The 24,381-nt window shown below is 62.6% G+C and carries 26 protein-coding genes and 1 tRNA gene; 12 read left to right on the forward strand and 15 right to left on the reverse strand.

What is annotated here, in order from left to right; all coding sequences use genetic code 11:
- Positions 1 to 219 precede the first annotated feature (219 nt).
- The 3 genes from NKI16_RS19940 to NKI16_RS19950 all read left to right on the forward strand — a co-directional run bounded on the left by NKI16_RS19940 (position 220) and on the right by NKI16_RS19950 (position 4,882).
- Complete coding sequence (locus NKI16_RS19940) at positions 220 to 1,125, forward strand: tyrosine-type recombinase/integrase (protein ID WP_352923623.1); 906 nt, start codon at positions 220 to 222, stop codon at positions 1,123 to 1,125.
- 10 nt (positions 1,126 to 1,135) lie between these two features.
- Positions 1,136 to 2,332, forward strand: a complete 1,197-nt coding sequence (locus NKI16_RS19945; RefSeq protein WP_352923626.1) for an IS91 family transposase — start codon at positions 1,136 to 1,138, stop codon at positions 2,330 to 2,332.
- Between the two features lie 921 nt (positions 2,333 to 3,253).
- The gene (locus NKI16_RS19950) at positions 3,254 to 4,882 is read left to right on the forward strand and encodes a recombinase family protein (protein ID WP_352923639.1); all 1,629 of its coding nucleotides are present in this window, start codon (positions 3,254 to 3,256) and stop codon (positions 4,880 to 4,882) included.
- Here the strand turns inward: NKI16_RS19950 and NKI16_RS19955 are convergent.
- Positions 4,839 to 4,915, reverse strand: a tRNA-Met gene (locus tag NKI16_RS19955). The genes NKI16_RS19950 and NKI16_RS19955 overlap by 44 nt on opposite strands.
- 236 nt (positions 4,916 to 5,151) lie before the next feature.
- Here NKI16_RS19955 and NKI16_RS19960 point away from each other — a divergent pair.
- Positions 5,152 to 6,126, forward strand: a complete 975-nt coding sequence (locus NKI16_RS19960) for a Gfo/Idh/MocA family protein (RefSeq protein WP_023679565.1) — start codon at positions 5,152 to 5,154, stop codon at positions 6,124 to 6,126.
- A gap of 13 nt (positions 6,127 to 6,139) precedes the next feature.
- Here NKI16_RS19960 and mnmA read toward each other — a convergent pair whose 3' ends face one another.
- Positions 6,140 to 7,330: a tRNA 2-thiouridine(34) synthase MnmA gene (mnmA, locus tag NKI16_RS19965; RefSeq protein ID WP_023679564.1), complete on the reverse strand. Its 1,191-nt coding sequence runs from the start codon at positions 7,328 to 7,330 to the stop codon at positions 6,140 to 6,142.
- Positions 7,331 to 7,591: 261 nt separating this feature from the next.
- Between mnmA and sciP the strand changes: the two genes are divergently transcribed.
- Positions 7,592 to 7,867, forward strand: a complete 276-nt coding sequence (gene sciP / locus NKI16_RS19970; RefSeq protein ID WP_023679563.1) for a CtrA inhibitor SciP — start codon at positions 7,592 to 7,594, stop codon at positions 7,865 to 7,867.
- 57 nt (positions 7,868 to 7,924) lie between these two features.
- Here sciP and NKI16_RS19975 read toward each other — a convergent pair whose 3' ends face one another.
- The gene (locus NKI16_RS19975; RefSeq protein ID WP_023679562.1) at positions 7,925 to 8,851 is read right to left on the reverse strand and encodes an NADP-dependent oxidoreductase; all 927 of its coding nucleotides are present in this window, start codon (positions 8,849 to 8,851) and stop codon (positions 7,925 to 7,927) included.
- Between the two features lie 93 nt (positions 8,852 to 8,944).
- On the opposite strand from NKI16_RS19975, the gene NKI16_RS19980 reads away from it, so the two are divergent.
- The gene (locus NKI16_RS19980) at positions 8,945 to 9,340 is read left to right on the forward strand and encodes a winged helix-turn-helix transcriptional regulator (RefSeq protein WP_023679561.1); all 396 of its coding nucleotides are present in this window, start codon (positions 8,945 to 8,947) and stop codon (positions 9,338 to 9,340) included.
- Between the two features lie 61 nt (positions 9,341 to 9,401).
- Here NKI16_RS19980 and NKI16_RS19985 read toward each other — a convergent pair whose 3' ends face one another.
- Positions 9,402 to 9,779, reverse strand: a complete 378-nt coding sequence (locus NKI16_RS19985) for a flagellar export protein FliJ (protein WP_023679560.1) — start codon at positions 9,777 to 9,779, stop codon at positions 9,402 to 9,404.
- A 452-nt stretch (positions 9,780 to 10,231) separates the two neighbouring features.
- Between NKI16_RS19985 and ctrA the strand changes: the two genes are divergently transcribed.
- A complete protein-coding gene (gene ctrA / locus NKI16_RS19990; protein ID WP_006203583.1) occupies positions 10,232 to 10,927 on the forward strand; it encodes a response regulator transcription factor CtrA in 696 nt (231 codons plus the stop codon).
- A gap of 104 nt (positions 10,928 to 11,031) precedes the next feature.
- Here ctrA and NKI16_RS19995 read toward each other — a convergent pair whose 3' ends face one another.
- The gene (locus NKI16_RS19995) at positions 11,032 to 11,400 is read right to left on the reverse strand and encodes a response regulator (RefSeq protein WP_023679559.1); all 369 of its coding nucleotides are present in this window, start codon (positions 11,398 to 11,400) and stop codon (positions 11,032 to 11,034) included.
- Positions 11,401 to 11,638: 238 nt separating this feature from the next.
- The gene (gene chpT / locus NKI16_RS20000; RefSeq protein WP_023679558.1) at positions 11,639 to 12,268 is read right to left on the reverse strand and encodes a histidine phosphotransferase ChpT; all 630 of its coding nucleotides are present in this window, start codon (positions 12,266 to 12,268) and stop codon (positions 11,639 to 11,641) included.
- Between the two features lie 339 nt (positions 12,269 to 12,607).
- Here chpT and NKI16_RS20005 point away from each other — a divergent pair, with 339 nt between their 5' ends.
- Positions 12,608 to 13,189, forward strand: a complete 582-nt coding sequence (locus tag NKI16_RS20005) for a DUF1134 domain-containing protein (protein ID WP_023679557.1) — start codon at positions 12,608 to 12,610, stop codon at positions 13,187 to 13,189.
- 147 nt (positions 13,190 to 13,336) lie between these two features.
- Positions 13,337 to 14,500 carry a coiled-coil domain-containing protein gene (locus NKI16_RS20010; protein WP_352620470.1) on the forward strand — a complete coding sequence of 388 codons (1,164 nt, stop codon included), beginning with the start codon at positions 13,337 to 13,339 and terminating at the stop codon, positions 14,498 to 14,500.
- A gap of 37 nt (positions 14,501 to 14,537) precedes the next feature.
- On the opposite strand, the gene NKI16_RS20015 is transcribed toward NKI16_RS20010, so the two are convergent.
- A complete protein-coding gene (locus NKI16_RS20015; protein ID WP_023679555.1) occupies positions 14,538 to 15,335 on the reverse strand; it encodes a TrmH family RNA methyltransferase in 798 nt (265 codons plus the stop codon).
- 314 nt (positions 15,336 to 15,649) lie between these two features.
- Here NKI16_RS20015 and NKI16_RS20020 point away from each other — a divergent pair, with 314 nt between their 5' ends.
- Positions 15,650 to 16,654 carry a L,D-transpeptidase family protein gene (locus NKI16_RS20020; protein ID WP_352620472.1) on the forward strand — a complete coding sequence of 335 codons (1,005 nt, stop codon included), beginning with the start codon at positions 15,650 to 15,652 and terminating at the stop codon, positions 16,652 to 16,654.
- Between the two features lie 88 nt (positions 16,655 to 16,742).
- Here the strand turns inward: NKI16_RS20020 and NKI16_RS20025 are convergent, their stop codons facing one another.
- From NKI16_RS20025 to NKI16_RS20040, 4 genes are all read right to left on the reverse strand, one after another.
- Positions 16,743 to 17,081: an ArsR/SmtB family transcription factor gene (locus NKI16_RS20025; protein WP_023679553.1), complete on the reverse strand. Its 339-nt coding sequence runs from the start codon at positions 17,079 to 17,081 to the stop codon at positions 16,743 to 16,745.
- A gap of 173 nt (positions 17,082 to 17,254) precedes the next feature.
- Positions 17,255 to 18,016, reverse strand: a complete 762-nt coding sequence (locus NKI16_RS20030) for a HugZ family pyridoxamine 5'-phosphate oxidase (protein WP_352620474.1) — start codon at positions 18,014 to 18,016, stop codon at positions 17,255 to 17,257.
- Positions 18,017 to 18,032: 16 nt separating this feature from the next.
- On the reverse strand, positions 18,033 to 18,794 hold the full coding sequence (locus NKI16_RS20035; protein ID WP_352620476.1) for a 3-hydroxyacyl-CoA dehydrogenase: 762 nt from the start codon (positions 18,792 to 18,794) through the stop codon (positions 18,033 to 18,035).
- A 63-nt stretch (positions 18,795 to 18,857) separates the two neighbouring features.
- The gene (locus NKI16_RS20040) at positions 18,858 to 19,412 is read right to left on the reverse strand and encodes a GNAT family N-acetyltransferase (RefSeq protein WP_031212608.1); all 555 of its coding nucleotides are present in this window, start codon (positions 19,410 to 19,412) and stop codon (positions 18,858 to 18,860) included.
- Between the two features lie 281 nt (positions 19,413 to 19,693).
- Here NKI16_RS20040 and NKI16_RS20045 point away from each other — a divergent pair, with 281 nt between their 5' ends.
- Complete coding sequence (locus tag NKI16_RS20045) at positions 19,694 to 20,683, forward strand: glutathione S-transferase family protein (protein ID WP_352620478.1); 990 nt, start codon at positions 19,694 to 19,696, stop codon at positions 20,681 to 20,683.
- Positions 20,684 to 20,693: 10 nt separating this feature from the next.
- Here NKI16_RS20045 and NKI16_RS20050 read toward each other — a convergent pair whose 3' ends face one another.
- Positions 20,694 to 21,173 carry an ABZJ_00895 family protein gene (locus tag NKI16_RS20050; RefSeq protein WP_352620480.1) on the reverse strand — a complete coding sequence of 160 codons (480 nt, stop codon included), beginning with the start codon at positions 21,171 to 21,173 and terminating at the stop codon, positions 20,694 to 20,696.
- 56 nt (positions 21,174 to 21,229) lie between these two features.
- A complete protein-coding gene (locus NKI16_RS20055; protein ID WP_352620482.1) occupies positions 21,230 to 21,727 on the reverse strand; it encodes an NUDIX domain-containing protein in 498 nt (165 codons plus the stop codon).
- A 53-nt stretch (positions 21,728 to 21,780) separates the two neighbouring features.
- On the opposite strand from NKI16_RS20055, the gene NKI16_RS20060 reads away from it, so the two are divergent.
- Positions 21,781 to 22,725, forward strand: coding sequence for a metallophosphoesterase family protein (locus tag NKI16_RS20060; RefSeq protein WP_352568307.1), 945 nt, complete (start codon positions 21,781 to 21,783; stop codon positions 22,723 to 22,725).
- 76 nt (positions 22,726 to 22,801) lie between these two features.
- On the opposite strand, the gene NKI16_RS20065 is transcribed toward NKI16_RS20060, so the two are convergent.
- Both NKI16_RS20065 and NKI16_RS20070 read right to left on the reverse strand, forming a co-directional pair.
- Positions 22,802 to 23,419 (reverse strand): hypothetical protein, encoded by a 618-nt coding sequence (locus NKI16_RS20065; protein WP_352620484.1) that lies wholly within the window; start codon positions 23,417 to 23,419, stop codon positions 22,802 to 22,804.
- A 134-nt stretch (positions 23,420 to 23,553) separates the two neighbouring features.
- Complete coding sequence (locus NKI16_RS20070) at positions 23,554 to 24,357, reverse strand: alpha/beta fold hydrolase (RefSeq protein ID WP_352620486.1); 804 nt, start codon at positions 24,355 to 24,357, stop codon at positions 23,554 to 23,556.
- Positions 24,358 to 24,381: the final 24 nt, after the last annotated feature.

Below are 24,381 nucleotides of genomic sequence, written 5' to 3' on the forward strand. Positions count from 1 at the left end.
CGGCATTCGGACGAACGAGAATCGACAGAAAGGACGACGGCCTTGCACTCACCCCCTTGACGGTCGAGCGATTAGACGACCCGCTCGCGCGAGAGGGCGCGGGTTTCGAGGGTCACGCTTCATCAGCAGCGGCGATGAGACTTTGATCAATCAGGGGTGACGGACGGCCATCGGCCTCCGAGCATGAAGTGTCAACCTTCAGCTTGAGAGGAGCATCCGATGACCGTCCCTACGCATCCATCCGGCAGCGCACTTCGCGAGCGCATGATCGAAGACATGTCCATGCGCGGCTTCACCGAGGATACGCGCCGTGACTATATTCGTTGCGTGAAGGCGTTTGCAGCCTTCATCGGGCGCTCGCCTGATACCGCGACGGCTGAGGATCTGCGGCGTTTCCAATTGCACCAGACCGAGAGCGGCATGCGGCCGCCGGGGATCAACAGCGCGGTCTCGGCGCTGCGCTTCTTCTTCACCGTGACGCTCGACCGGCCCGATCTGTCGCGCCGTCTCACCGTCATCCGCCAGCCGCGCAAGCTGCCGCTGGTGCTGAGCGTCGAGGAGGTGGCGCGGCTGCTCGAAGCCGCACCAGGTCCGAAGTACAAGGCCGCGCTCGGCACGGGCTACGGGGCGGGGTTGCGGGTGTCGGAGATCGTGGCGCTCAAGGTGAGCGACATCGATTCGACGCGCATGCTGATCCGCGTCGAGCAGGGCAAGGGGCGGAAGGACCGCCACGCCATGCTGTCGCCGCAACTGCTCGAACTCCTGCGCGCCTGGTGGCGCGAGGGCAAACGCGGCGGCGTGATGCTGCCGCGGGGCTGGCTGTTTCCGGGCCGCAACCCGATCACGCCGCTCTCCACGCGGCAGATGAACCGCGCCGTTCATGCGGCGGCGGAGGCCGCCGAGATCAAGAAGCGGGTAACGCCGCACACCCTGAGGCATTCCTTCGCCACACATCTCCTGGAGCAGGACGTCGACATTCGCGTCATCCAGGTCCTGCTCGGCCATGCCCGGCTCAATACGACCGCGCTCTATGCCCATGTCGCCACCAAGACGATCCACACCGTAATGAGTCCGCTCGACCGGATCAGCCAGCTCACAGAGGACGAGACACGACCGGACAGATGACGCGGCGGCGGTGCCCCGCCCGTCGCTGGAGGTCGCCGACATCTTCCATCGCCATGGCGCCGCCTGGCGCGCGGCGCATGCCGGCCATCTGACCCTCGGCCAGCTGAAGGTGATGGCGGCGATCGAGACCTGCCGCACCGCGGCGCTTGGCGGTCACGTCGAGGCGTGCGAGGACTGCGGCCACAGTCGCATTGCGTATAACAGCTGCAGGAATAGACACTGTCCAAGGTGCCAAGGCGCGACGGCAAGGGAATGGCTTGCCGCGCGCCAGGCCGATCTCTTGCCGGTCGGCTACTTCCACGTCGTCTTCACGCTGCCGGCCGAGATCGCCGGTATCGCCTATCCCAACAAGGCGGTGATCTACGACCTGTTGTTCCGCGCCGCCTCGGAAGCGATGCTTACCATCGCGGCCGATCCAAAACATCTCGGCGCCCGCATCGGCATCACCGCCGTGCTGCATAGCTGGGGCTCGACGATGACCCATCATCCGCATGTCCACATGATCGTGCCCGGTGGCGGCATCTCGCTCGATGGTGAGCGTTGGGTGTCCTGCCGGCCCGGCTTCCTCCCGCCCGTGCGCGTGCTCTCAAAACTGTTCCGGCGGCTCTTGCTGGCGAAGCTTACTGATGCCCATGCCGCCGGCCGGCTGAGGTTCTTCGGCGACAATGCTGGCCTCGGCGACAAGCGCGCCTTTGCTGCCTTCCTGGCACCGCTCAAGAAGAAGAACTGGTTCGTCTACGCCAAGCCGCCCTTCGCCGGACCCGAGGCCGTGCTGGCCTACCTGTCGCGCTATACCCATCGCGTCGCCATCTCCAACAGCCGCCTGATCGCGCTCGACGAGACCGGCGTGACGTTCCGCGTCAAGGACTACCGTCGCAACGGGAAGGAGCGCTACCGGACCATGACGCTGGAAGCGGGCGAGTTCATCCGCCGCTTCCTGCTCCATGTCCTGCCCAAGGGCTTCCACCGCATCCGCCACTACGGACTGCTTGCCAGCGCCAACCGCAAGGCCAACATCGCGCGCGCTCGCGAACTTCTCGCCGCGCCGCAGCCCAAGGCCGAATGCAACGGAACGGGCGCCGATGCCGCCACGCCATCGGATTGGCGGCCGCCATGTCCATGCTGCGGCGGCAGGATGATCGTCATCGAGACCTTCGAACGCGGCGGCGACCGCGCCCGCGCGCCGCCATGGACGAGGGCGCCATGACCACAAACCGCTCTTCATCGCTCCGCATACCCGCCGAGGGCTCTGGTCGTCGGCGGCCCGAGGCGATCGTGCGTCTCCGGCCGATCGCATGTCCCGCACCATCTGCAGCGCCGAAACCGCCCGCTCTTCAAGGGCCGCTTCGCAATGCGCACAGCCATCGCCAGCCCGTCGAGCTACGCCTGCCCACCCACCAAGCCCATCGGTGCGGTCACAACGGACCAAGCCGAACCGTCAAATCCCCATAGACTCGAAACCGAGATCTACACCCCGCGGGTTCCTTCCCTGGAGGCTTCCGGACGCCGGCCTCGGAGCCACGCCATCTCAGTAGAGGGCCGGCATCCGAAACCCATCACAGGTCACGACGATGTTCGCGACGACCTGAATGTCTGCTCTCTTGTATCCCAGCCTCGAGGCCGCCAGTCCGATTGCGGCCCCAAATGCGACACTTGGAGGTTGGCTCGGCGAGAACAGATCTTGGCGCAAAACCTCAAATCGCCACCTAAAGCGAGTTTCGGTATCGGTGGTTGCATGTCCGCGATTTGAACCTGCGGTATTTGCCATCAAGGCTGAACGGAGCGCAACCGATCAGGCTCGCGGATTTCCGAAACGCACGCCTTGCTATCCCTTTCTGCGACCGATCGATTTGATGGCTTCTCTCATCTCCCGCAATTGCACATCTTGGGAGACATGGACCAAGATCATGATCTCGGCAGGATTGAAGGAGGCCACGCATCCTGCGGACTGCTATTTTCCGCAGGGGCACAGCCGAGCCGTAGCGAGCGCTACCCGCAATGGTTGTGAAATCTCAAAAACCGGCCTTGCTCCGAGCGCCCGATCGGGCGATTCTGCGCCTTGCAAAAGCACTCGCGCGCCAAGCCGCCCGCGAAGACCACCAGCGTGAACAGGCCGAGAAAACTCATCATGAATCGAACCGCGATCTATGCACGCTTCTCAACCGACCTCCAGAATGAGCGATCCATAGACGATCAACTCGCTTTATGCCGGGCGTATGCAGCACGTGAGCGGTTGAACGTTGTCGCAACCTTTGATGATCGAGCGCGCTCCGGCGGCTCCGTCATGGGCCGTGACGGTTTGCTTCATCTCATGGACAGAGCTCGTGAGCACGAATTTGATGTTCTCGTTGTGGAGGCCCTTGATCGGCTCTCCCGCGACATGGAAGACCTTGCTGGCATTCACAAGCGCCTTTCATTTCTCGGTATCGAAATTCGTGCCGTCCACGAGGGCGTGGTGAACACGGTCTTGGTCGGACTTCGCGGTCTTGTTGGGCAACTCTATCGAGAGGACATCGCTCATAAAGTCCGTCGGGGCCAGGCCGGCCGAGTTAATAAGGGGCTCCATGCCGGTGGATTAACCTATGGCTACTCGTATGTGCTCGGCGACCCTGGAAAGCGGCTAATCGCCCAGGACGAAGCGGAGATCGTGCGTCGCATCTTCAGGGAGTATGTCGATGGACAGACCCCACGCGACATCGCCCACAATCTAAATAGAGACGGCATACCGCCGCCCCGTGGTCGAGCCTGGAATGCCTCTACCATCAATGGAAATGCGCAGAGAGGAACGGGGCTCCTTCATAATAAGCTTTATGCTGGCCGCTTGGTCTGGAACAGGGTCAGAATGATCAAGGATCCTGATACGGGGAAACGTGTCTCGCGTCCGAATCCCAAGGGGGAATGGCGAATAGTCGAAGTACCCGACCTCGCCATTGTTTCGTCGGACCTATTCGACGCAGCGAACGCGCGGAAGAAGGCGCGTGCAACCACTCATCCAAGCCACCAGCGCCGACCACGGCACATGTTGACGGGGCTCCTGAGGTGCGGTGCCTGTGGTGCGGGAATGTCGTCAAAAGGCATGGACAAGTCCAAGCGCATTCGCATCCGCTGTTCCGCCGCGACAGAAAGCGGAACATGCGCCGATCCCAAGACCTTTTATTTGGATACGGTCGAAACTGCAGTTCTGAACGGGCTTACCGCCGAATTGCGCCATCCTGAAGTGATTGCCCAGTACGTCCAGACGTACCACGAAGAACGGAAGCGCTTGGCAGCCGACACCGATGCCAGGCGCACTCGTTTGGGACGACGGCTTGGAGAATTATCTCGGGAGATCGATCGGCTGGTCAACGCCATTGCCAAGGGCCATGGCGACCCAGCCGTGCTGGGACCGCAATCAACAACGCTGAATGAAGAGCGTAAGTGCATCTTGGCCGAGTTGGATCGGGTGCCCGCCGCGACCGGAGTGATCGCGCTGCATCCTTCGGTGCTCGCACGCTACGAGGAACAACTGAACCAGCTTCAGACAGGGCTTGCGAAGGGCATTGCTACTGGCGATTCCGAATCTGCAGAGGCGATGCGGGACTTGATCGAAACCGTCACGGTGTTTCGAGATCCATCGAGGATTGGCGGGATCGAAGTCGAAATCGCTGGGCGGCTAACAGCACTCCTGGGCGAGGAGGCATTCCCCCACGGCGTCAGAGGAGTGGGGGGAATGGTGGTAGCGGGAGAGGGACTTGAACCCCCGACCCCAGGATTATGATTCCCGTGCTCTAACCAACTGAGCTACCCCGCCAGGGCGGCGAAGGCCCGAAATCCAGCTTAAATCGGCAGGCATATCGGCGCGTTCGCCAAGGTCGCGCGGATATAAGGTTGCGAGGCCAAGCCTGTCAAGCATCGAAGTGGCTGCCGCGCCGGCATATTGCTGGCGCCTAAAGCTTTGCCGGGCAGACATTTGGGCGCACAGGCCGGGGTTGAGTTCAGCGAGGCACGTCGCTATGTCTCGGCCACGAAAGCCATGGTCATGAATTGATGAAACCGCGCATTGCAGTCCTCGGTTGCGGATACTGGGGCAGCAACCACATCCGCACCCTAAAGGCGCTCGGCGCGCTGCATGCGGTTTCGGACGTCAACCCCGCGCGTGCGGAGGGTTTTGCCAGCGAGCAGGATTGCCTGGCGATAGAGCCGGAGGCGCTGTTTGCCCGCGACGATGTCGACGCCATCGTCATGGCGCTGCCGCCGCAGTTCCATGCCGACATGGCGGTGCGCGCCGTGCTCGGCGGCAAGGACGTGCTGGTGGAGAAGCCGATCGCGCTGACGGTGGCCGATGCCGAACGCTCGGTGCAGGCGGCCGCCGATAATGGCCGTGTCTTCATGGTCGGCCACGTGCTGCGCTTTCATCCCGCCTTCGAGACGCTGAAGGCGCTGATCGACAATGGCGAACTCGGCGAAGTCCGCTACATCCATTCGCATCGGCTCGGCCTCGGCAAGTTCCACACCGAAAACGACGCGCTATGGGATCTGGCGCCGCACGATCTGTCGATGATCCTGGCCATCACCGGCACCGAACCGGTCGAAGTGCGCGGCGAAGGCGCTGCTCTTCTCGACAATCTCAGCGACTTTGCGCATCTGCACATGCGCTTTCCCAACGGCCTGCGCGGCCATCTGTTCGCCTCGCGGCTCAACCCTTACCGCGAACGGCGGCTGACCGTTGTCGGCACCAAGGCAATGGCGGTGTTCGACGATGTCGAGTCGTGGGAGCGCAAGCTTGCCGTCTATCGCCACGCGGTGTGGCAGGACAGCGGCCAATGGGCGTTCACCGCCAACGAGCCGTCCTATGTCGCGGTCGGTGAGGGCATGCCGCTGACGCGCGAGCTGGAGCATTTCATCCATTGCATCGAGACGCGGGCCGAACCGCGCACCAGCGGCGAGGAGGCCATCCGCGTGCTGCGCATCCTGACCGCCGGCACCGTCGCCCATACAAGGCCCGCCCATACAAGGCCCTAAGAGAAAACGCCGTCTATTCGGCGGGAACGCGCGCCGGCTGGACGGCAAGCCGCGTCAGCATCGCCTCGGCCTCGGCGCCGCGCTCGGAGCGCTCGATGAAGCCGCCGCCGAACACGCGCGCCTCGTTGCCATCGTCGGAATAGAGCACGCAAGCCTGACCGGGCGCGATGCCGGATTCGCCGTCGACCAGTTCCACTGAAGTGACACCGGCGCGGTGATGCAGCACGGCCGGGCGCGGCGGCCGCGTCGAGCGCACCTTGGCGAAAAGCTCAAGCCCGGCCGCCGGGATAGCGGTCAGCGGGCCATCGCCCAGCCAGTTCATGTTGCGCAAGAAGATCTTGTGGGTCTCCAGCGCCTCGCGCGGGCCGACGACGACGCGGGCCCGGTCGGCGTCGAGATGAACGACGTAGAGCGGCTCGCCCGAGGCGATGCCGATGCCGCGGCGCTGACCGACGGTGTAGCGCAAAATGCCCTCGTGGCGGCCAAGCACGCGCCCGTCTATATGGACGATGTCGCCCGGATTGGCGGCAGCCGGCTTCAGCTTGGCGATGATGTCGGAATACTTGCCCTGCGGCACGAAGCAGATGTCCTGGCTGTCCTGCTTGGCCGCAACCGTCAGTCCCATCTCCTCGGCGATGGCGCGAACCTCAGGCTTCGACAGGCCGCCGAGCGGAAAACGCAGATAGTCGATCTGCGCCTGGGTGGTAGCGAACAGGAAGTAGCTCTGGTCGCGGTCGGCGTCGACCGGCCGGTAAAGCGCGCGGTGGGCGCCATTGGCGCCGGAACGGATGTAGTGGCCGGTCGCCAGCGCGTCGGCGCCGAGTTCCTTGGCGGTCGCAAGAAGGTCGGCGAATTTCACCGTCTGATTGCAGGAAACGCAAGGGATCGGAGTTTCGCCGGCGACATAGCTCTCGGCGAACGGGTCGATCACCGCCTTGCGGAAGCGCTCCTCGTAATCGAGGACGTAATGCGGGATGCCGAGCGTCTCGGAGACGCGGCGGGCATCGTCGATGTCCTGGCCGGCGCAGCATGAGCCGGCCCGGTGCGTTGCCGCGCCGTGGTCATAAAGCTGCAGCGTGACGCCGACGACGTCGTAGCCCTCGCGCTTCAGGAGGCCGGCAACGACCGACGAATCGACACCGCCCGACATGGCGACGACGACGCGGGTGTTTTCGGGGCGTCCGGGAAGATCGAGGCTGTTCATGGTTCTTTCGTTGTGCGCGGCGCTTCAATGCCAATGGCCGGAATATAGGTCAAGCGTCTCGGCTGCGCCAGCTTTGCCGGGCCGGCTCATTTTTCCTGCCGGGTTCAATGCGCTTGCCGGCAGATGTTTCAAATGCCGATGAAAAGGCTAACGCCGCGTTCATGATCCTTACCTAACCATTAGGGTCTGCTTAGGCAAATTTTAAAGCTGTGGTGGTAATGTGGTGGGGATTGGGTCTTTGAGTTTTTTGTAGAGAGTACGATGACCGATCTAATTAGACCGCGAGTCAAATATGTTATCGGGCCAGACGGCAGCCCACTTACCATCGCCGATCTGCCGCCGACAAACACACGTCGCTGGGTTATCCGGCGCAAGGCGGAAGTGGTGGCGGCGGTGCGTGGCGGGCTTTTGAGCCTCGAAGAGGCATGCCAGCGCTACAAGCTCACCACCGAGGAATTCCTGTCCTGGCAAGCGTCGATCGACGAATACGGCCTTGCCGGCCTGCGCACCACGCGCATCCAGCAATACCGGCATTAGGCCGATAAGGGCGCTGATCAGCGCCCTTACGTTTGCGAGGGGCGACGATCTGCAATTTCAGACCGTCAGCACCACCTTGCCGATCGGCCTGGTGGCGAGAAAGGCATGGGCGGCACCGGCCTGTTCGAGCGGAAACGCCTTTGCCACGTGGACGGCCAGCTTTTTCGCGTCGATCAATTTGCCGAGCTCCACCAGAGCGGCACGGTCGGGCACTACGGACATGCGCTCGACGCGGATGCCTCGCGTCCTGGCCTTTGCCTTGGTGGCATCGCTGACATCGAGCAGCGACACCAGAACGCCGCCGGCCGTGAGCACTTTCAGTGATTGCTCCGCATGCACGCCGCCGAACGGGTCCAGAACCAGATCGATGTCGCGGGCCTTCCCGGTGAAATCATCCCTTGTGTAGTCGATCACCTCGTCGGCGCCGAGCGAGCGGACGAAATCGAGCTTTTCCGGGCTGGCGGTCGCGACGACGTAAGCGCCGTGCGCCTTGGCGATCTGCACCGCCAGATGGCCGACGCCGCCGGCTCCGGCGTGGATCAGCACGCGCTTGCCAGAATCGAGCCGGCCATGGCGGACAAGGCCTTGCCAGGCCGTCAGGCCGGCCAGCGGCAGCGCGGCGGCTTGCGCGTGATCTATGCCTTCAGGTTTCGGCGCAAGCTCATCAGCCGGGACAGCGGCGAGTTCGGCGTAGGCTGCCGCCTGTTTGGGAAAGCGCGTCATGCCGAACACGGCATCGCCGACCTTGAGGCCGGAGACGCCGGAGCCCAGCGCCTCGACAACTCCCGAAACGTCCCAGCCAAGGACAAAAGGCGGCTCGCCGAGCAGCGGATAGTGGCCGCCGCGCACCGCACCATCGACCGGATTGATGCCGGCCGCCTCGATGCGGACGAGCACTTCGCCGGCCTCGGGTGATGGCGCGGGGCGATCGGCAATGACGAGGACGTCGGGTCCGCCGAAGGAATTCTGGATAATGGCACGCATGGAAGGCTCTCCTGCTGGTTTTGATGTACCACTATCATTTGGATAGTCACATTCTCTTGTCTAGTATGTACCTTTTTGATATATACGCACCTCATGGATAGTGAAGATGTTTCCCCTTTCGGCTATGACGCCTTTCGGCGGTCGTGCCCGTCACACGCCGTGCTCGAGACGCTCGCCAGCAAATGGGTCCACCTTGTGATCTGTGCGCTGCGCCGCGGCCGGCTTCGCAACGGCGAACTGGCGCGCAAGCTCGAAGGCGTCACGCCGAAAATGCTGACGCAGACCCTGCGCATCCTCGAACGCGACGGCCTTGTGCGGCGCGAAATCTTCCCGGTCATTCCACCGCGAGTCGAATACGAGCTGACCGAACTCGGCCAGAACCTGGCAGGACTGCTCGATCAGATCAGAGCCTGGTCGGAGCAGCATGTGCCCGACATCAAGGATGCCCGCGCGCGGGCGGCGGAACACCAAGAATATCTGGGTGCCTGAGGCCGGCACCGTTCGGTGCGCAGCAATGGCGCTCAAGCGCGGCGCGCGTTAAAGCCTTGTTTTAGCCGATCATGGCGCTGCGGCTGCCGGCTTCCGTGTCGCGCGTCTTGGTGTCCCGCGATTCCAGCATCTCGGCCTTGGAAAGCTCGGCTTCGGCCTCGCTCAGCAATGATTCGGCGACATTTCGCTGCTGGGCGAGGTCGCTTTGCGAATTCCTGAGGTTGTCGCGGCGCAGGCGTGCCGCCTTGGCGAAGGTCGGATAAGCAAAATGATTGATGTCGGTGATGCCGGCCTTCTTCTCTTCGGCGGCGATCTGAAGTTCCAGCTCGACGGCCATGCGCTCGAATTCGGCGATCATCATGTCGAGCTGCAGCAGCTGCCGCCGCTTCTCGCTCACCTGAAATTGCTTCAGCCGAACGAGGTTTTCACGTGACTTCATGATTCGGTACTCCCGGAAACGCACACCTGCACATATCGTCCAATTCACCCGGCAAGGCCCAGGCCTGACCCCGTTTCCACCGGCTTTCCCCGAACTATGGGAAACAAACTCCTAAAGTTTTTTGCCGGCGGTAACCATTCGTTTACGGGCATTGTTAATCATACGGCTCAGGACTTAAGGGCGGGTAAAAATTCTGCTTCTCGTCGCGAAACCTGGCCAACGAGTCCGAAGAGTCACTTAGTCTGGCTTATTAATGTGCCGCATTAACGGTTTGGGTCTGTGATTCGTTATTGGATTCAACAAGGTGTAGAAAGGGGTTAAAAAATCTGATACCGTCACGGACGGGGAATTAGGTTTTATTAACCATTCGATGGCAGCCTCTGCTCAGGGCAATCACTGCTCCGGTCCTGGACGGGTCGTGAAATGGTCCGGCAGCAGAAAAGGGGAATGAAATGCGCGTTCTGCTGATAGAAGACGACAGTGCAACCGCACAAAGCATCGAGCTGATGCTGAAATCAGAAAGTTTCAATGTCTATACGACCGACCTTGGCGAAGAGGGTGTCGATCTAGGCAAGCTTTATGATTACGACATCATTCTCCTCGACCTCAACCTCCCCGACATGTCGGGCTACGAAGTGTTGAGAACACTCCGCCTTTCCAAGGTGAAGACGCCGATCCTCATCCTCTCCGGCATGGCCGGCATCGAGGACAAGGTGCGCGGCCTCGGCTTCGGCGCCGACGATTACATGACCAAGCCCTTCCACAAGGACGAACTGGTCGCCCGCATCCATGCCATCGTGCGGCGTTCCAAGGGCCATGCCCAGTCGGTCATCACCACCGGCGACCTGGTGGTCAATCTCGATGCCAAGACCGTTGAAGTCGGTGGCCAGCGCGTCCATCTGACCGGCAAGGAATATCAGATGCTGGAACTGCTCTCGCTGCGCAAGGGCACCACGCTGACCAAGGAAATGTTCCTCAACCATCTCTATGGCGGCATGGATGAGCCGGAGCTGAAGATCATCGACGTCTTCATCTGCAAGCTGCGCAAGAAGCTCGACGCCGCGTCTGGCGGGCAGAATTACATCGAGACCGTCTGGGGCCGCGGCTATGTGCTGCGTGAGCCTGAAGATATCCGGGTCAGCGCCTGAAGCAAGGGCATGATCCCAAAATGGGCGCCGGCTTTCGGAAAAGAACCTGGTAAAACAACGAGATAGAGCTCATCCCGATTTCATCGAGATGGAACAGGCTCTGATCAGGCGGCAATCTTCAAGGCGCGGAAGCACTCGAGCAGTTGCGGCCGGTTGAACGGCTTCAGCAGGTAGCCCTGGGCGCCGGCGCGCTTTGCCCGCATGATCGCCCCGACGTCGACCTCGACCAGCGAAATCAAAACTTGCGGCACTACCGGGCTTTCCATGGCGCGCACGCGGCGGATGAGGTCCTGCGCCTGCATGTCCGGCAAGGCGCCGTCGACGACGATGATATCAGGCATGTCGACCGCGCACATCTCGATCGCCTCATGGCCGCTGGCGGCTTCGATCACCATCATGCCGGAACCGCCCAGGATACGCCTTGCAACCTTCCTGATGACGCTCGAATTGTCGACGAACATGCAGCGTTTCATTCCCGGACCCTCTTTGCCATGCGGCAAACCGACAGCGTCGTGGCATCTGCCGGGGAACATAGGCCGATCTGGTAAAGAAGCCGAAAAGCCGTTAGGTAAAATTTTCCTGAAGGTGTTTTAAGCGAAATCTTCTTTCGCAATGCTTCACGCAATTAATCTGCAAGCCGGTCTCACAGATGTTAAGACGACGCCGCAAATATGATTTGGAGAAAATACTTTTCCGGCTCTTAGCAGAACTTCAGACTGCAGAAAGGACGATCTCGTCGGCGGTCGCATGGATTGAAATCGTCATGTTGGCTTCGCGGGCCAGGAGCAGCGTGTAATAGGGCTGCACCGAATGCGCGTCGATCGGCTCTTCCGGCCTGTGGCCGGAATGCAATTCCAGGAATTTGGGCGGCACGCGGAGCATCGGGCCGCTCGCCGCGAGCGCAAAGCGCGGCTCGGTCTCCAGGTTCTCCAGCGTGACCACCAGCCTGCCGCCGCGCGGAATGGCGGCGTTAGCGACGAGGATGAGATTGAGCAGCAGCTTGACCTTGTTCTTGGGCAACAGTGCGCGGGTTCCGTTCCAGATCAGTTCCGGCTTCTCGTTCTTCAGGAAGGCGATGGCCACGGCCTCGGCGTCCCCGGTGTCGATCAGCATGCCGGCGGAACCGGCAGCGCCGAAGGCGATGCGGGCGAATTGCAGGCGGGCGGAGGCGTTTTTGGCGCTTTGGCGGATCAGCTTCATGGCGTCTTCGTCGGCGCCGCCTTCGTCGAGCAGCTCAAGCCCGTTGTTTATGGCGCCGACCGGCGAAATGATGTCGTGGCAGACCCGGCTGCACAGCAGCGCGGCCAGATCGGGTGCGGAAAGGGTGAAAAGCTCGGCCATCGGCAAAAATCCCTGCAAATTTCACAACACAATGACCGGGCGATCATGATCACGCCTGTCCACACGAATCACGCTCTCTCCCAAGCATTCTGAATACACAGCGCTTGTGCGTGCAGCAACAAATCCGAAATCATGATTGTCGAAAATGGCGTGTTCACGCAGCAGGGTGCTGCGCGGGCGATGTGAAACAGCCTTCGAACCGCCATCTTCATGTGGGAGTTTAATGGTTGAAAAAGGATTACGGCATAGTTTGCCCCTAACAGTCATCCTTAACGGCCGCCAAAGAGCCGTACGGGTGCGAGGCGTCGGCGAAAGTGCTCCCTGACGGAGATTGGAAGCATGGTTTCCCGATTCTACGACCGGACTTTTTTCCGTGTCATCTCAATGACGATCGCCCTCATCGGCCTTGTCGCCTTTTCGGCATCGGCCGCGCGGGCGCAGGAATACACCGCGCAGGAGATCGTCGATTCCGGTCATAAATTCTTCGGCGCTACATCGGGCGGGCTCGCCACCGTCGTCGAGAAGATTTTCGCCACCTATGGCCTGCCGAACGGCTATCTGCTCGGCGAAGAGGGGTCCGGGGCGCTGATCGGTGGCCTGACCTATGGCGAAGGCACGCTCTACACCAAGAATGCCGGCGACCACAAAGTGTTCTGGCAAGGCCCGTCGCTCGGCTGGGATTTCGGCGGCGAGGGCTCGCGCGTCATGATGCTGGTCTACAATCTCGACGATGTGAGCAGCCTCTATAATCGTTTTGGCGGCGTCGCCGGCTCCGCCTATGTCGTCGCCGGCGTCGGCTTCAACGTGCTGAAGAACAACAATGTGCTGCTCGTGCCGATCCGTACCGGCGTCGGCGCTCGTCTCGGCGTCAATCTCGGCTACCTCAAGCTCACCCAGCGCGCGACCTGGAATCCGTTCTGACCTGCATGATGGCGCCACTGCGATTGGCCCTGTGATCCCACGGTCTAAGCTTTGCCGCGGCATACTCTTGCCGTGGCGCCGGATTTCCGTCATGCGAAGATGGCAAAGTCGACCTTTGGCGGTTGCCATGCACAACGGATAGTCATCTTGGTCCAGTCGATCCTGTTCTTTGTCCTCGGCTTTCTCTGCGCGGGCTTTCTGGCGCTGATGATTGCTCCGGCCGTGTGGCGGCGGGCGGTGGCGCTGACGCGCAAGCGCGTCGAGGGCTCGATGCCGTTGACGCTGGCCGAGATCCAGGCGGACAAGGATCGCATTCGCGCCGAGTTCGCCGTTTCGGTGCGCCGGCTTGAAATGACCGTCAAATCATTGCGCGAGAAAGCCGCCGAACAGCTGGTCGAGATCGGCCGCGACCGCGAAGCCCTGAAGGAATTGGCGGCCGAGCGACAGGACAAGAACCGGGTCGTCGCCGATCTTACAGCCAGCGGCGAGGAGCTTCGCAAGCGCGATGAGCAGCTGCAGCAGCTGTCGGAACGGCTTGCGGAGACCGAGCGCGCCCTCGAAAAGCGCGGGCTCGAACTGCGGAAACTGGAGCACATGTATGACGACGCCAGTTTTTCATCCAGCAGCAGGCAGATCGAGCTGGTGGCGCGCGAATCCGAGCTGCAGAAGCTGGCAAGCGACATTTCGCTGCTGCGCGGCCAGCGCAAGGAGGCGGACAGGCGCAGCCAGGAATTGGCAGCCGAAAGCAAGGTTTTGCGGGACGCGCTGAAGGCCGAGAAGAAAAGAACCGGCGACCTGGAAAAGAAGGTCGAACGCCTGCTCGCCTCGCTGGCCGATCGCGAGGACAGGCTGGAGCGCCGCGAGAAGGAACTGGTGCGCCTTCGCGAAAAGCCGAAAGGCGCTGAAAGGGCGCCTGCGGTGGGTCTTGCCGGCGTGCCAGGCAGTCAGGTCAATGTGGCCGTCAACGGCGACGTCGAACAGACAACCGCCAAGCTCGACGCCGACCGCGAGCGGCTGGAGGCCAGGCTGACGTCGCTGGCACGCGAGAACAGGCGGCTGAAGACAGATCTTGCTGCCGTCGAAACGTCGAAATCACAGGCCGGAGACGATACCGGCAGCGCCAGCGCGGCGTTGCGCGAAGAGATGAACGATCTGGCGGCGCAAGTCGTGGCCTTGACGGCAAAGCTCGACGGGCCGGATTCACCGATCGCCCGGGCGCTTGCAGCGCCTGAGGATACGCGGCCGGGGAGCGGCGGACGCAGCCTTGCCGATCGGGTGCGGGCGCTGCAGAAGGCCGCTTCGACCGACTGAGATTCCGCAAGCGCGAGCGGGACGCCCCGGCTCTAAATTAGGCTCCGGAAAAATGATGCAGCGCGATAGCTGACGCGGCGGCGACGTTCAGGCTGTCGAAACCTTGCGCCATACCGATCCGCAGCGTCTGCAGGCGGGCAAGCAGGCTTTCCGGCAGGCCTTCGCCCTCAGTGCCGAGATAGAGCGCCAGCCGTTCGTTTGTCTTGGCATCGCGAATGTCGGTCTGCCCGCGCGGCGACAAGGCGAATTGGCTGAAGCCTTGCCGGTCGAGCATGGCGGTGCAGGCGGCGGCGTCGGCAAAGGAGGCGAAGGGAATTTTCAAGGCGGCGCCGACCGAGACGCGGATTGCCTTGCGGTACAGCGGATCGCAGCAGGTCGGATCGAGAAGCACGGCATCCGCGCCAAAGGCGGCGGCATTGCGGAAGATTGAGCCGATATTGTCATGATTGGCGATGCCGACCAGCACCACGATCAGCGCGCGGGCGGGCAGTGCGCCGAGCAAAGCTTCAGCGGAGACGGCCGCGCCCTTGCGGCCGATCGCCAATATGCCGCGATGCATGTGGAATCCGGCAATCCTGTCGATGACTTCGCCGGATGCGACATAGATCGGAAGCCCGGCAGGCGCCTTGCGCAGGACGTCATCGAGGCCGGCCAGCCGGTTCTCGAGCACCAGCACCGATTCTGCCTCGAAGCGACGGGCGGCAAGCAGCGCGTCGAGCACCACCTTGCCTTCGGCGACGAAACGGCCCTGCCGGCCGGCAAGATCGCGTTCCCGGATGTCGAGATAGGCGGCGACGCGAGGATCCTGCGGGTCGTCTATGCGGATCGGATTCATGGCTTCCTCGGCGGACCATGCGTCGGCCGCGAATCGGGATTCGGTTTCGGAAGGCACGATGCCCGATCCGAAGGAGTTCAGACCGTATCTCAGCGTCCAAATGGATGCACGCCGTTCTAACGGTCAAATCCAATCACTAGGCGCCGGGCGGAGACGCCCTGCCTGGCCTCCTGGCGGCACGGCGATATTTGATTTCCGCGGCACGGCTCTTCGGCCAAGCCGCTTCAATGCAGAATTTCGATGGGCGAAGGAACCACACAGGGCCATGCCGCGTCATAGAGGCGGGCTCCTGCTGCGGTCCTGGGAGGACATCGATGATCAGGCTCCTCCTCGTCTTTGCCGCCACGCTTGCCCTCGCATGCGGCGTGGCTCGCGCGGCCAAGCTCGATCCAACCACCGTCAATCAGGCCCAATTCACTATCGGCGAACCGACGGGTGTCGATCCGATGCTGCTGAAGGCGCAGATCCTTCTGGATCGCGCCCGCTTCTCGCCGGGCCTCATCGACGGTCGCCTTTCCCAGAACTTCGCCAAAGCCGTCGCCGCGTTTCAGGTGGCAAACGGACTTCCGCCCGATGGCAAGCTCAGTCCACAGACCTGGAGCAAACTTATCGCAACCTCCGCCAAGCCGGTGCTGGTGACCTATGAGGTGATGCGCAAGGATGTGCGCGGACCTTTCACCAGGCGTATTCCGGCTCGCTTGGAGAGGATGGCCCGCTTGCGGCGGCTCGGCTACCGCAATGCGGTGGAGAGGTTGGCTGAGCGCTTCCACGTCAGCGAACAATTGCTGCGAATGCTCAATCCGGGCACCAGCCTCAGGAAACCAGGCAGGATGTTGGTGGTGCCTGATGTCAGCAGGGGCGACCCTCCCGCCGGCGTTGCCGCCGTCGAGGTCGACAAGGGCGCCCGCCTGGTGCGTGTGCTCGACCGTGCCGGCAAATGGCTGGCGGTCTACCCCGCCTCGATTGGGAGCGACGAGAAGCCGGCGCCAAGCGGCATGGCAGAGGTCAGGCGCGTGGTGCACAACCCTACCTATCACTACGATCCGGACTTCGCTTTCAAGGGGGTCAAGACCAAGCGGCCCTTCACCATCGCTGCCGGGCCGAACAATCCCGTGGGATCGGTCTGGATCGATCTCTCCATCGAAAGCTACGGCATCCACGGCGCGCCCGAACCGGGCAAGATCGGCACGAGCTTTTCGCATGGCTGCATCCGGTTGACCAATTGGGATGCCGAAGACCTTGCCTCCATGGTGCAGCCGGGCACGAATGTCGAGTTCAAGGACGAGATTGCGCAGGCCGCGGACGAGCGCGTTCAATAGCAAGGCTGACTTGGCAGCAAGGCAGACTTGGCAGCAAGGCGGACTTGGCAGCAAAGCGGATTTGGCGGGGCGTTCTCCGCCCGGCCGCTCAGGTCCCGGCGCGACGCAGCCGGTGAGCCATCTGCGACAGTTCACCTTCGCCGAAAATGCCGTCCAGCATGTGCAGCAATTCGCGCACCGCCGCGGACTTGCAGGAATAATAGATCATTTGCCGGTCGCGGCGGGTCTCGACAAGGTCGGAAGCCCTGAGCTTGGCCAGATGCTGTGACAGGGCGGATTGGCTGAGCGACACCTTCTCGGCTATGGCGCCGACCGACATCTCGCCCTCGGCCAGATAGCTCATGATCAACAAACGTTTTTCGTTGCCCATCAGCGTCAGAAACGCAGCCGCGGTTCCGGCGTTGGCGACTAGTTTGTTCGAGACCATAGATCCCCCATGCCTTCTTGCTCATCCGCCGCTATGGGGGCAATAGCGTCGGATTCCATAGACTTTCCCTATAGATGCACGCCAGCGATTCAGCGTCACTCGCAAAGGTAGAACATTTCGCTCAAATCTCAAGGCTTGCTTTCCATGCAAGCCGATTAACCGTGCGGCTGTGATTAATTTGCCGATCGGGCAGCCTTGGCCATGTCAACCAGGACAGGCCGGAGGTCGCGCGCCGCTCTCAGCGGCTCGGGGAAGAAAACCCGACAGACATTGTCGCCCGATACGAGATCCATCCCGTCGGCGTCGAACCCGGTGACGATCCAGCCGTCACTCTCTGCCCCGCCGAAATGACTTGCGTAGAGGGCAATCGCATCGCGATGGTCGGCGTTCATGTGGTCGAGCGCCGATTGCTCTCCGGCGGCAAGCTCTTCGACGATCGCTCCCGTCGCGACCAGATCGGTGCGGTCGAGCAGATAGGCCTTGCCGAAGCCGCCGTTCAGGCTGGCGCGCTCCGGTTCGAGCCGGAAAATCGAGAAGTCGCCGAGCCCGGCATAGAGTTTTGCCTTGGGGTTGCGGTTGAGGTAGCGCCGCTCGGCGCGGGCGTGTTCGTTCGATCCGCGTTCGAGCCGCACGGCGCGACAGACGAGCGTCAATCGCGGATGCGCCAGCGGATCGCCCTTGCCGGGTTCGCCGACGAGCAACGAGCAGCGCGGGTCGGCAAGGATGGCGCCGGTATGGGCGGACAGCATCGATACCAGGATCAATGGCGTGCCGTCGATGTCTGTGGCGACGCCGACCCGGCTGGCCAGCGGCGAACCGGTTCCTGGTTCGAGCACTGCCATCGCGCCGAAACGGGCGCTGCGGATCAGCGTCTTTGCCAGCCTGATCGCCTCGGGATCGGTCGCGCGGATCACGTCCTTTTTTGGTTTGTCCAAAGCACCACCGTCGCGTTTATTTCGGCGCCATGCGGATAGCGCCATCGAGGCGAATTGTCTCGCCGTTGAGCATCTGGTTCTCGATGATGTGCAAAGCAAGTGCCGCGTATTCCGAAGGCTCGCCCAAACGGGAAGGGAAGGGCACAGCGGCGCCGAGCGAATCCTGCACCTCCTGCGGCATGCCGGCCATCATCGGCGTCCTGAAGATGCCGGGTGCGATGGTGCAGACGCGAATGCCGGAGCGGGCGAGATCGCGCGCCACCGGCAGCGTCATGCCGACGACGCCGGCCTTGGACGCGGAATAGGCGGCCTGGCCGATCTGGCCGTCATAGGCTGCGACCGATGCGGTGTTGATAATGACGCCGCGCTCGCCGCCCTGCAGCGGTTCGAGCCTGGCGGTCCGGTCGGCGACCAGGCGGATCATGTTGAAGGTGCCAATCAGATTGACCTCGATCACCTTGCGGTATTGATCGAGCGGATGCGGTCCGTCCTTGCCGATCGTCTTCATGCCGATAACGATGCCAGCGCAATTGACCAGGATGCGCGGTGCGCCGAGCGTCTCTGCCGCTTCCGCGACTGCGGCGGCACCGTTCTCGGCGTCGCTCACATCGCATCGGACGGCGATGCCGCCGATGTCGGCCGCCACCTTGGCCGCACGCTCGATACCGAGATCGAGGACGGCAACCCTGGCGCCGCCGGCGGCAAGAGCGCGCGCCGTCGCCTCGCCAAGGCCGGAGCCGCCACCGGTGACGATCGCAATCTGGCCGTTCGGGTTCATCTCGACGTCCTCCTCCGTTCCCAGACTATGCCGCCAAGCCACCGTGCGACAGCACCGGCACGGTCATGCCATCGCGGCGATGTGCGCGGCAATCCTTGCCTGGTCGGCGTGGCAAACCTCGCCCGCCAGCCTTGCCACCGCGCCCGGCACGATCTCGTGCGCCAAAAGCCGGTCGGGGTCGACCGGACGCGGCATCGAGATCTGCCCGCGCGGCAGCCTCCTGAAGCCGAGCGGGCCGTAGTAGGGTTCGTCGCCGACCAGCATCACCGCCGGTGCGCCGGCCTTGGCGGCGGCTTCCAGCGCGATTGCCACTAGCTTGCGGCCAATGCCGAGATTTTTGAAGGCCGGCTGCACGGCGAGCGGCCCGAGCATCAGCGCGCGGCCGGCACCGGCGGCGATGCGCGTCATCCGTACCGAGGCGACGACGATTGCGCCGTCGACGGCCACGAATGACAAAGCGCGTTCGTGCGGGCCAGCTTGGCGGATCTTGTAGGCGGCGAGCACGAAACGGCCCGGCCCGAAGGCCTCGTCATTGATGGCTTCGATTTCAGGATCGTGCGCCGGAGTTTCCGGCAGGTATTTCACGTCGGCCAGGTATTTCAAGTCGGCAAGGCTCATGGTCTTTGCGTTCCGGTATGCGAGGAAAGGTTTGCTGCAAGCGGCAGCATTCGCCAGTCAGCGCTTCATCAAGCGCGGGCGCTCTTTCGTCGTCGGTCGAACCGGATCACGGCAAAGTCGAACATGCGGATTGTCCGCTAGCACCAATTTTCAGCCGCCGCAATCGGCCCGCGCAGCCGACCGCACTCGACAACGCAGCCGTTGACGATCTGTTCAGCATCGGGGATTTCCGCGGCGCCGCTTGGTGCCCTACATCGGACAGGAACGCGAAAGGATATTGCATGGGATTGCTAGTCGAAGGCCAATGGCAGGACCGCCGGTACGATAGCGGGGAGAGCGGCGGCAAATTCGTGCGCGCGCAGTCGCAGTGGCGCGACTGGGTGACCCGCGACGGCGCGCCGGCCGAAGGGCGAAAACGCGGCTTCAAGGCCGAGCCCGGCCGCTACCACCTCTATGTCTCGCTCGCCTGCCCGTGGGCGCATCGGACGTTGATCTTTCGCGTGCTCAAAAAACTCGAGGACGTGATTTCCGTCTCGGTCGTCCATCATTTCATGGGCGACGACGGCTGGACGTTCCTGGCCGAGGACGGCGCCACCGGCGACACGCTCTACGGCCTCGATTTCCTGCACCAGATCTACACCAGGGCCGATCCCGGCTATTCGGGCCGGGTCACCGTTCCCGTGCTGTGGGACAAACGCGAGCAGACCATCGCTTCCAACGAATCCTCCGAGATCATCCGCATGCTCAATTCGGCCTTCGACGAATGGGGCGATGCCAGGCTCGATTTTTATCCGCAACCGTTGCGCGGCGAGATCGATGCGATCAATGCGCTGGTCTATCCCGCGGTCAACAACGGCGTCTACCGTGCCGGCTTCGCCACCACGCAGGCAGCCTACGAGGAGGCATTCGGCGAATTGTTCTCGGCGCTCGACATGCTGGAGGACCGTCTGTCAAGGCAGCGCTATCTCGTCGGCGGCCGCATTACCGAGGCCGACTGGCGGCTGTTCACGACACTGGTCCGCTTCGACCCGGTCTATGTCGGCCATTTCAAGTGCAATCTGCGCCGCATCGCCGACTATCCGAACCTGTCGAATTACCTACGCGACCTCTACCAGGTGCCAGGCGTCGCCGGCACGGTGAATTTGCACCACATCAAGGCGCATTATTACAGCAGCCACGAGACGATCAACCCGACGCGCGTCGTGCCGGTCGGGCCGGAGCTGGACTACGCCGCGCCGCATGACCGGGCGCGATTCAGGAAGGCGGCGTGAGACCGGTGACCTAGCGGAAGGTTTCGGTGTTGATACGGGCCTGCCTGACAAGCTCAGCTTTCAGAAAACTCTTGCCCATCCGACTGGAGTAGCCTGCGGCATTGATGCCGAAGACTACAAGTCCGGCAAACAGCAGGATCAGAACCCAGATGAAGAGAGGGATGGCATCGCTCCCTGGGACGACTCCAGCCGCAACGGCAAGGCCTCCCAGTATGAGCGAAAGCAGACAGGAGGCTAAAGACGAAAACAGCGTTAGTTTCCAATATTCGTCGCGATTAAAAAGCCGAAGGTTTTTCCTGATGAATTTGTAAGAGACGAAGGAGGTCGACCCAAACGCGATGGCAATGCCGCTGGCGTTGCCGAAGCTGTCCGGTAATGAAGGGAACATGACCGATATGCCCATAAACACGACGGTCAGGCCCACCATCATGAGAGTATAAAGCCCCACATAAGGCCAGACGTTCACCGATCTTGCTTGTCCGATATCCATGGTTTCGCCCCCGTTTGGTGAGCGATAGCTTGGAATTTTTCAAACAGCAAGCAAGCCTACCAATAGGGCGATACCGCCGCGCCCCCAAAAATCTCCGCGATCCGCCGCAGCGTCGCCGGCGTCGTTCCCTGGGGCAAGCGGTCGAGCGGGAAGAAGCCGGCTTCGGCGATCTCGCGGTCGGGCAGCTTAGGGCTTGGCTGGTCGAACTCTTCGACCAGATAGAGGCCGACATGGTCGCGGCGGCTGGCGCGGCGGTTGAAATGCAGGGATTTCAGCACCGGCGGTCCGGTCAGCGCGATGTTGCCTTCCTCGAAGACTTCGCGAGTCAGCGCTTCGATCATCGTCTCGCCCAACTCGACGCCACCGCCGGGCAGGTGCCAGCCCGGGACATAGGTGTGGCGGATGAGGAAGACGGAATTGGAGCGGCGGTCGTGGATCAAGCCGCGCACGCCGAGCGTCATCGGCCGCCGCAGTACGAAATACAGGTGAAACAGCCTTGCCCTGAAGCCCGGCCAGCCGATCTGGCGCAGGGCTTGCTCCGGATCCGGCGTCATCGTCCGCGAAACCGTGAGTGGAAAGCCGCGCGCGGCTCGCCTATGAAGAAAAGATGTTCAGGCTCGCGCATATTTCCGATGTCCATCTGGGGCCGCTTCCCGATGTAACCTATCGCGATCTCGCCTCCAAGCGCGTGGTCGGTTACGTCAACTGGCAGCGCAACCGCCGCCGCTACATGCACGATGCCGTCATCGACACGATCGTCGCCGACATGAAGGCCAGCGGGCCGGACCATCTCGCCATCACCGGTGATCTGGTCAATCTGGCGCTCGACGGTGAGATCGAGATGACCAAGCACTGGCTGGAGACGCTGGGCTCGCCCAATGACGTGTCGGTCGTGCCGGGCAACCATGACGCCTATGTACCGGGCGCCTTCGACAAGACCTGCCGGTCGTGGGCGGCGTGGATGACCGGCGACGGCGTCAATACGCCGGTCGACCGCAACACCTTTCCCTATTTGCGCGTACGCGGCAATGTTGCGCTGGTCGGCGTCACGACGGCGCGCGCCACGGCTCCATTCATGGCCAACGGCTTCTTTCTGGAGGGCCAGGCGGAACGGCTGCGCGACATGCTCGACGCCACAGGCAAGCGCGGCCTGTTCCGGGTGATCATGATCCACCACCCGCCGGTGCGCGGCGCCGTTTCGCAGAACAAGCGGCTGTTCGGCATCTCCCGCTTCCACAAGGTTCTTCACCGGCACGGCGCCGAGCTTGTGCTGCACGGCCATTCGCATGTGCCGTCGCTCTTCTTCATCGGCGCCCGCAAGATCAAAATCCCGGTGGTCGGGGTCGCCGCTGCCGGGCAGGCGCCCGGCAGTCCGCATGCGCCGGCGCAATACAATCTGCTCGACATCGACGGTGAAAAGGACAATTGGCGGATCAGGCTGACGCGCCGCGGCCTGACCGGGCCGGCATTGCCGCCCAGCGACCTGCAGACAATGGAGCTTGGCGTGGGGGCCGAGGCGTCGATGGCTAGAGCAATTCCAGGAAAAGTGTGAAACGGTTTTCCGTCCGGAATTGCGTCAAAACAAAGAGATAGTGCGGTTCAGCGTTTCCGTGAAACGCTGAACCGCACTAGAAGCTGATTTTCATTGCAACGATGCGGTCCCAGAACAACACGAGCGAAATCGCCAGGCCGACCAGGGCGCCGGCGGCGATCAGGCCGAGGCCCGAGAAGAACGCCGACCAGCCGTTGCTGCGCCCAGGGACATGCAGCGGCGGCTCAGCCTCCGCCACCAGGGCGCGTTTAAGGCCGGCGACGGCTTGCTCGATGCCGCCTTCCATCATCCTCTGGCGTTCGACGACGCGCTCGGCGACATAGCGCGTCACCTGGTCGGCAACGACCTTCATCTCTGTCGACTCGGCGAGCACGACGCGGCCGATGCGCGTGTCCTTGAGAAAGCGATAGGTGCGGCGGTCGCGTCCCATGGCGACATGGCTGATCGCGTCGATCCACAGCCGTGGCTGCAGGCCGGACGAGACGGCGAAGTCGAAACTGTCCATATCGGTGGGTACGTCGCCGAAGACCGGCGCGAGTTCGGCGGCAAGCAGATCGAGCCGCATGCGATGCGCTTCGCGCATCTCGACGACGACGTCGTCGCGGTCGGCGAAGGCGTTCTTGACGTCGCGAATGGCATCGGACAGTTTTCGCGACTGATCGATCTGGGTGATGTTCTCGCCTGCGTCCTTCATCGGCGTTGCCTCGCGGGGTTTGGTTAACACCGAATTAACACAGCGGCCGGCAAATTGCACTTGCGAGATCGATGAGCGGGCAAGGATTCGCTGGAGCAGCACCAGTGCCGCCGCCGTGCCTGCGCGAAGACCGATCAGCTCGCCGCAGCGGCGAATCCCGGACGAAGCCGCCTGCTGCGGCGTCGCATATTGCGACGGACGGCCTCGACGATCAGGCCGGGCGCTTCCTCGACCAGCATATGGCCGGCTTCCAGCACGTGGTGCAGATGAAAATGCTTCGGCACGCCGTCCGCCTGGCTGACGGGCAGCATCGCGTCGTCGGTTCCCCAAACCACCATGATTGGCATATTCAGCGTTTCCAGCCCCTCGTTCGGGATGACGCCTTGCCGATCATCCCTGGTCATGGCGGCTGCGAGCTCGACAAGTGTCCGCAACTGGCCGGGACGCTGGCGCATCTCGTTGACGAGTTCGACCCTATGCTGCGGCAGCCGGCTTTGCGGTCCCGACATGGCGGCAAGACAGGCGCGGATTTCATCCGTGCCGGCAGCGGCGGCGTAGCGACGCAGCAGCGGACCATTGATCTCAGGACCGAAACCGCCCGGCGCCAGCAGCGTCAGCGACGCCATTCTTTCGGGCTCGCTCAATGCCATCAGGGCGGCCACGGCGCCACCCATCGAATGACCGACGAGATGAGCCCGCTTTATCCCGCGAGCGGAAAGATCGGCAAGGACGGCACTGGCTGCAATCCTGGCCGGACCGCCGCCCGGAAAATCGAGCGACAGCCCATGTCCCGGCAGATCATAGGCCAGGGTCCGCGCGCCGGGCGCCAGAGACTCGGCCACATCGCGCCAGTCGTCGTGGCAGCCACCGAAACCATGCAGGAAGGCAATCGTTGTCGGGCCGGTGCCCCGTTCGGCAGCGTAAAGGGATGGGGTCATGCAAACTTTATGGCTTGGTGCCGG

It is taken from the genome of Mesorhizobium sp. M0698 (genome assembly GCF_040320455.1).
GTDB lineage: Bacteria > Pseudomonadota > Alphaproteobacteria > Rhizobiales > Rhizobiaceae > Mesorhizobium.

Excerpts from the sequence above, each read along its gene's own strand:
- NKI16_RS19975 (WP_023679562.1), bottom strand. The coding sequence starts at position 8,851 with ATGCGTGCCATTATCCAGAATTCCTTCGGCGGACCCGACGTCCTCGTC.
- mnmA (WP_023679564.1), bottom strand. The coding sequence starts at position 7,330 with ATGAACAGCCTCGATCTTCCCGGACGCCCCGAAAACACCCGCGTCGTC.
- NKI16_RS19980 (WP_023679561.1), top strand. The coding sequence starts at position 8,945 with ATGGATAGTGAAGATGTTTCCCCTTTCGGCTATGACGCCTTTCGGCGG.
- NKI16_RS20060 (WP_352568307.1), top strand. The coding sequence starts at position 21,781 with ATGTTCAGGCTCGCGCATATTTCCGATGTCCATCTGGGGCCGCTTCCC.
- NKI16_RS20015 (WP_023679555.1), bottom strand. The coding sequence starts at position 15,335 with ATGAATCCGATCCGCATAGACGACCCGCAGGATCCTCGCGTCGCCGCC.
- chpT (WP_023679558.1), bottom strand. The coding sequence starts at position 12,268 with ATGGCCGAGCTTTTCACCCTTTCCGCACCCGATCTGGCCGCGCTGCTG.
- NKI16_RS20065 (WP_352620484.1), bottom strand. The coding sequence starts at position 23,419 with ATGAAGGACGCAGGCGAGAACATCACCCAGATCGATCAGTCGCGAAAA.
- NKI16_RS20050 (WP_352620480.1), bottom strand. The coding sequence starts at position 21,173 with ATGGATATCGGACAAGCAAGATCGGTGAACGTCTGGCCTTATGTGGGG.
- NKI16_RS20035 (WP_352620476.1), bottom strand. The coding sequence starts at position 18,794 with ATGAACCCGAACGGCCAGATTGCGATCGTCACCGGTGGCGGCTCCGGC.
- NKI16_RS19960 (WP_023679565.1), top strand. The coding sequence starts at position 5,152 with ATGAAACCGCGCATTGCAGTCCTCGGTTGCGGATACTGGGGCAGCAAC.
- NKI16_RS20005 (WP_023679557.1), top strand. The coding sequence starts at position 12,608 with ATGGTTTCCCGATTCTACGACCGGACTTTTTTCCGTGTCATCTCAATG.
- ctrA (WP_006203583.1), top strand. The coding sequence starts at position 10,232 with ATGCGCGTTCTGCTGATAGAAGACGACAGTGCAACCGCACAAAGCATC.
- NKI16_RS19995 (WP_023679559.1), bottom strand. The coding sequence starts at position 11,400 with ATGAAACGCTGCATGTTCGTCGACAATTCGAGCGTCATCAGGAAGGTT.
- NKI16_RS20055 (WP_352620482.1), bottom strand. The coding sequence starts at position 21,727 with ATGACGCCGGATCCGGAGCAAGCCCTGCGCCAGATCGGCTGGCCGGGC.
- NKI16_RS20020 (WP_352620472.1), top strand. The coding sequence starts at position 15,650 with ATGATCAGGCTCCTCCTCGTCTTTGCCGCCACGCTTGCCCTCGCATGC.
- NKI16_RS19940 (WP_352923623.1), top strand. The coding sequence starts at position 220 with ATGACCGTCCCTACGCATCCATCCGGCAGCGCACTTCGCGAGCGCATG.
- NKI16_RS20045 (WP_352620478.1), top strand. The coding sequence starts at position 19,694 with ATGGGATTGCTAGTCGAAGGCCAATGGCAGGACCGCCGGTACGATAGC.
- NKI16_RS20025 (WP_023679553.1), bottom strand. The coding sequence starts at position 17,081 with ATGGTCTCGAACAAACTAGTCGCCAACGCCGGAACCGCGGCTGCGTTT.
- NKI16_RS20070 (WP_352620486.1), bottom strand. The coding sequence starts at position 24,357 with ATGACCCCATCCCTTTACGCTGCCGAACGGGGCACCGGCCCGACAACG.
- NKI16_RS19985 (WP_023679560.1), bottom strand. The coding sequence starts at position 9,779 with ATGAAGTCACGTGAAAACCTCGTTCGGCTGAAGCAATTTCAGGTGAGC.
- NKI16_RS20040 (WP_031212608.1), bottom strand. The coding sequence starts at position 19,412 with ATGAGCCTTGCCGACTTGAAATACCTGGCCGACGTGAAATACCTGCCG.
- NKI16_RS19950 (WP_352923639.1), top strand. The coding sequence starts at position 3,254 with ATGAATCGAACCGCGATCTATGCACGCTTCTCAACCGACCTCCAGAAT.
- sciP (WP_023679563.1), top strand. The coding sequence starts at position 7,592 with ATGACCGATCTAATTAGACCGCGAGTCAAATATGTTATCGGGCCAGAC.